Here is a 4902-nt window from a genome sequence, read left to right on the forward strand (position 1 = left end):
TCGACACCGAGGGCAGCGGCAATCCGGATCAGGTTCAAGGCGGCGACATTCCGGAGGCCGCGCTCGATGGCTCCGTAGTAACTCCGTGCGATGCCGGCTTCCAGGGCGAAGTTCTCCTGGCTGAGGCCACGCGCTTCCCGCAGCGCTCTTAGGCGCTGCCCCATCAATAACAGCTGCGGATGCGACGGCATTCACAAACCGTAAGGAGGACCACTTTATGAAGCCACGCTCTATGAGTAACATTCAGAGAAATCGCACCGATTCGATCAGTGCTTGCCGCGCAATCAGCACCGTTTCCATCACCCGAACCGCTGGAGCTATCGACTTAACCAAACGGAGGCGCACTGCTATGGACCGTCACGGCAACACTTTTCTCTTTCTGCCGCTGCTCATCAATCAGGGCCACTGGCTGGCGATGGTCATCGCCTTCCTGCTGCTGTCAGGCTGCGCGGCGGTCGATACGGCGCAGTCGGCCATCGGCCTGTATGACTCGGCACGCTCGGTCACGACCGGTTACCACGCGGTCACCTCGGTCAAGGATCTTCAGAACGCGAAGCCGCTATTCCGGAACATCGACAGTGTGCTGGTGCTGGCGGACATCCGGCCTCGGGACGCCGCGCCGGAACTGCCGGTGGCATTCGCCGGCAATCTCGCCAGTTACACGACGGCGGTAGCGGCGGCGGTCGGAGCGCCGATTCGGGTCTGCAGGGTGATGGCGGAATGCAGCGGCCGGTTGTTGACACTCAACTTCGTCGAAGATGCCTACGACCGGAATCTGGTCCAGCGGCTGACCGTTGGCGACAAGATTCGCGGCAAGCTGCTGTTCATCGACGCAGCCAGCGGCCAGATCCTCGACGAGAAGCGGGCCGAGATCGCTGATGACTATGCTGCTCTGGCCCGCCAAGTGTCCGGCTTCGTCATGACCAGTTTGTACGTCAGCTTCCAGCCCACTGCGGCAGCCGACGGCGAGCGTGTCGGCAAGGCCATCAGTCAGATTCCGATCGTGGCACCGGAATACGAGCGCGTGCTCGGCAAAGCCCGATGAGCTGATCGCGCCTCAAGCAGTACCCCCTTCCGCTTCATTTGATTAAGGCCTGACGGGCGCGGCTGCCTGTCGTTCTGGCCATTCCTGCGATTCGGTGCCTCTGCCCTGACGGGCCATGCGCCGTGTCGCGTCCCAACGGATGTCTGACTGGAGGTCACACCATGCAATACCGCCACTGTTTAATCCTGATGTTCACGGTGCTGCTGGCTGCCTGTGGAGGCGGCGGCACTGACAGCGACACTGGCAGTCCCGATCCACGCTCGAATCTGGCGGATGCCGAAGCGGCAAGGTCAGCGGCTGTCTATCGCTATATGCAGGGGCTCGGATCGCTGATGCTGGCGAACCTGACCGAGGTCGATATCGGCGAGCGACGTGCCGGGTCGGTTACCTGTTCTGGGGGTGGCTCGGCGGTTTACGCCGACACCACCCTTGCGAAAGGGGCCGATCCGAGTGCATCGATCCAGTTCGTCGATTGCGTCGAGGCAATCGGACGGGTGACCGGCACGATGCAGGTCCGGCAATTCCTGATCCGGCTGAATGACACTGGGACCGGGACGTTCAATGTCAGCTGGTCGGCCAATGTGGTGATCGATGGCTACGCCATGCGATATGAGAATAGCTCTGGGCTAACGACGCTGTCGCCGGGCGGTGCCGTTCAGATCGAGTCTTTTGGCGGCAACGACCTTGCGCTCGTGCTGACAGCGCCGAACGGTCAGAGCGTGCAGTTCTCGGATGCCCGGATCAATGTGGCGTTCGATCCAGCAACGGGTAATGCCAACTTCGGCGGCTCGAACGTCCGGTCGCGGGCATTGTCCGATGGGAGTCTCGGCGCGATGTTGCTGCCTTCCGATCTGCGGGCGCCGGTCGCCAACGGGGTCGCGATACGGAGTATCGGCGCTCCGGTCAGCGGGTCATTCAGCTATGCCCGCAGCTTCGGGCCGACGGCTACCGACGTTATCGGCACCGGGGTGACGAATGCTGGGCTGCTGACGCTGACCATCGACCCGATCGGTGGGCAGATCAACTTTCCGGGCTCTGCGGGTCAGTACGGCTGGGTATCGCTGCTGGCGGCGCCGGACCTGACGCTGCCGAATACCGCTCCGTAGATTGGTTGATGTCACACGTGTGACTGCCGGTAACTACCGGCAGACCGCAACAAGCCCTGGCCATCGAACTCGGTGGCCAGGGCTCATCAGGAGGATCCGGATGAAGATCGTTCGATCAATGGAACACGTGAAGCCGCGAGCGGTCGGGGTTGTCTGCGACTGGTGCGGCGAAATCCGCTTGAGCGACGAGCCACCGAGGCGGAAGAAAGCTGCTTTTAGGACGACGCGGTTCCGCGGAGGCGATGGCAGCCAGATCGCAGCGGATATCTGCGGCGGCTGTGCCGATCAGCAGGTCCGAAGGCCCAACGCCGTGCTCGGCCGGCTTGTTTCCGAAGCCTCGTCTACGGGTCCCAAGGATTACACGGTGTACCGGTACACAGCCTTCGACATCGACTCAAACCAAATCGTCCGCGTGCAGTCCCTCATCCCCTTCAGCGAGTCAGCGCCGTGAGCCGCTTGTCGAAGAATTACCGAAGACTTTATTCCGAGCGATGGATGCGCTGGTGCCTTCTGCCTATCGTCATTTCTGCGGTTTCCTTCGCGGAGGCCACAGCAATCCTGCTCTCGGCGGCGAACGATCATTACCGTCTGCCGGAATCGGATGCTGTCATTGCGTCCGCATTGATCGTCGTAAGCCATCGGTACTGGCGTACTGCGCTCGGGCTGAACCGGCTCCTGAGGTACATGATCGAACACAGTTACGCGCACGTCGTCAAGAACAAAAAAAAGGACCATCGCAGGTGACCGGCCGTTGTCAGACGCAAAGTTCTGAACCACCGAGGATTCACCTTGTTGCTACTAACCGGGCACCGTTCGCCGTCTCCGCAACAGGGAGACGATCATGCATGTCCGGATTCCCGTATCGCGCCGACTGTCATAGGCGCCCTACGGACTTCGAGTTGCGGTCGGCGGCTTTCAGCCCAAAGCGGCCTTTCGAACAATTGTGCTGACCAAACGAAGCTGATCAGAACCTCGGCAACGGCTCCTTGTTTTGGGATACTTCGGTCAGCAACTCGGCTCATGAGAGGCTAGGCTAATCAAAACGACGGGGGTATCGATGGTCGCTGCAAGTCACAAGGCGAGCAATCCGAAGAGGGCCAAGAAGCAGAACCGGTTCAGAGTCAAGCACGGGGTGCTGCCACCATCGGCTGTCGTGATGCATCTTTCCGACGACCAGTGGGAATCATTTATCGAAGATGCTTGCCTCTCGCGGGATGAGAGCAGCGTCCGATATGTTTCCGTGAAGAAACTCGGCGCCTCTGGTGATAAGGGGAGAGATGTCGAGGCGCGTTGGAAAGCCGACTTGATCCCCTACGAATGGGACCTGTTTCAAGGCAAGCACTATGGCACCCCGCTTTCACCTAGTACCGCATTCCCGGAGTTATTGAAGTTTTTCGGGCATGTGGCCGCTGGCACCTACCCCTGTCCGCGCAACTACTTTTTCTGCGCACCGCGAAATGTAGGTCCCGAGCTACATGACCTGATCGCAAACCCAACGAAACTGAAAGAAGCATTCAAGACAGCTTGGAACGAAGAGAAGTCCGGACTGCAGGGGTCAGCTGCCAAACGAACGCCGGAGTTGAAAAAGGTCGTTGACGACTTTGATTTCGGTCGTATCAAAGAGTGCGTGGTCCGGGACTTAATCAGGTGGCACTCCGGCGACCGTAGTAAGCATTTCAATCTGTTCGGCATCGCGCCGCATCGAGCACCTGATCCGGCAGTGCCACCAGAACTCGCAGCGGCCGAACGTCGGTATGTTGCAGAACTTTTGCGTGCTTACGCCGAGGAAGAAAATCTAGAACTGACGCTCGATGACGTGCGCGCGTCGGCCGTGTATAACGAGCATCTTGCTGCCGCACGATCAACTTTCTTCTGCGCGGAGGGGCTGAAGCGCTTTAGCCGAGACCTTTATACGGAAGAAGATGAGTTTAGTCGGCTACTGGAGATGGTGCTCAAAGGTATCCGGCCGAGTCTCACGAGCCCGAGCCTTAAGAGCGGCATGAAGCGAATAGAAAAAGCTATGGACTTGGTCGCGTCCGTCAGGGTCGATGACAGTCCCCTGTCTTCACAGCTACGTGGCGGCGACCTGCCAGGAACCTGCCATCACCTCGTCAACGAAGACCGGATGAAGTGGGTCAGATGAGCGAATGAACAAGATCCCCCTTTTTAACTCACCGTTCGAGTTGGGGCTGAGGATGGTGTATCTGCTCAACGCCTTGTCACCGGCAGGAGCAGACCTCCAGAAGCTAGTCTTGCTTGACTACGCGATCGTTTACTCGAAGGACTTGGGCGGACCTCCCAGCCTGCACACACCTGTTCCCTTCAGAGGCGGAGAGGTGGCAAGCCGAAGAGAAATGATCGAGGAAGGGCTGTACCTAATGAGCACTCGCGGGCTCGTGGATGTGCGCGCCGAAATCGAAGGGATCATGTATTTCTCCGGTCCCTCGTCCTACACGTTGACTGGCTCTGTCGAGGCGGCCTATTTCCTGGAACTTGAGAGTCGCTGCAGATGGGTCAGCAGCCAATTCTGCTCGACCAGTTCACTTGAATTGATGGGCCTGTTCTCACGGGAAGGTCATCTGTGGGGAGCCGAAATCGAAGTCAGTTCCAGTCGGCGGGGGCGTCAATGAGTATCGTACTGCGAGAACTTGTTTCATCCGGAACGTCAAAACCCGATGCTGCTGTGGGTTTTGACACTCACAGGACTTTGATTCGCGGCCCCAGCGAAACCGGCAAGTCCTACATCCGCGA

Annotated in this window: 7 protein-coding genes; 6 read left to right on the forward strand and 1 reads right to left on the reverse strand. The window is 59.2% G+C overall.

From position 1 onward, the window contains the following. The coding region (locus tag QZY06_RS07145; protein WP_367275580.1) for a helix-turn-helix domain-containing protein at nt 1-191 on the reverse strand (191 nt) is incomplete at its 3' end. A gap of 158 nt (nt 192-349) precedes the next feature. Here QZY06_RS07145 and QZY06_RS07150 point away from each other — a divergent pair. From QZY06_RS07150 to QZY06_RS07175, 6 genes are all read left to right on the forward strand, one after another. Beyond that, on the forward strand, nt 350-1045 hold the full coding sequence (locus tag QZY06_RS07150) for a hypothetical protein (protein ID WP_295682145.1): 696 nt from the start codon (nt 350-352) through the stop codon (nt 1043-1045). A 161-nt stretch (nt 1046-1206) separates the two neighbouring features. After that, complete coding sequence (locus QZY06_RS07155) at nt 1207-2151, forward strand: hypothetical protein (protein ID WP_295682148.1); 945 nt, start codon at nt 1207-1209, stop codon at nt 2149-2151. 100 nt (nt 2152-2251) lie between these two features. Then, complete coding sequence (locus tag QZY06_RS07160) at nt 2252-2602, forward strand: hypothetical protein (protein WP_295682151.1); 351 nt, start codon at nt 2252-2254, stop codon at nt 2600-2602. After that, nucleotides 2599-2895 (forward strand): hypothetical protein, encoded by a 297-nt coding sequence (locus QZY06_RS07165; protein ID WP_295682154.1) that lies wholly within the window; start codon nt 2599-2601, stop codon nt 2893-2895. The genes QZY06_RS07160 and QZY06_RS07165 overlap by 4 nt, the downstream gene beginning before the upstream one ends. A 313-nt stretch (nt 2896-3208) precedes the next feature. After that, the gene (locus tag QZY06_RS07170; RefSeq protein ID WP_295682157.1) at nt 3209-4294 is read left to right on the forward strand and encodes an ABC-three component system protein; all 1086 of its coding nucleotides are present in this window, start codon (nt 3209-3211) and stop codon (nt 4292-4294) included. A gap of 4 nt (nt 4295-4298) precedes the next feature. Further along, on the forward strand, nt 4299-4781 hold the full coding sequence (locus QZY06_RS07175; protein ID WP_295682160.1) for an ABC-three component system middle component 2: 483 nt from the start codon (nt 4299-4301) through the stop codon (nt 4779-4781). The last annotated feature ends 121 nt before the right edge of the window (nt 4782-4902 follow it).

Source organism: uncultured Nevskia sp. (genome assembly GCF_903885465.1).
In the GTDB taxonomy this organism is placed as follows: Bacteria; Pseudomonadota; Gammaproteobacteria; order Nevskiales; family Nevskiaceae; genus Nevskia.

Coding starts and splice junctions, on each gene's coding strand:
- QZY06_RS07170 (WP_295682157.1), top strand. CDS start 3,209: ATGGTCGCTGCAAGTCACAAGGCGAGCAATCCGAAGAGGGCCAAGAAG.
- QZY06_RS07155 (WP_295682148.1), top strand. CDS start 1,207: ATGCAATACCGCCACTGTTTAATCCTGATGTTCACGGTGCTGCTGGCT.
- QZY06_RS07160 (WP_295682151.1), top strand. CDS start 2,252: ATGAAGATCGTTCGATCAATGGAACACGTGAAGCCGCGAGCGGTCGGG.
- QZY06_RS07150 (WP_295682145.1), top strand. CDS start 350: ATGGACCGTCACGGCAACACTTTTCTCTTTCTGCCGCTGCTCATCAAT.
- QZY06_RS07175 (WP_295682160.1), top strand. CDS start 4,299: ATGAACAAGATCCCCCTTTTTAACTCACCGTTCGAGTTGGGGCTGAGG.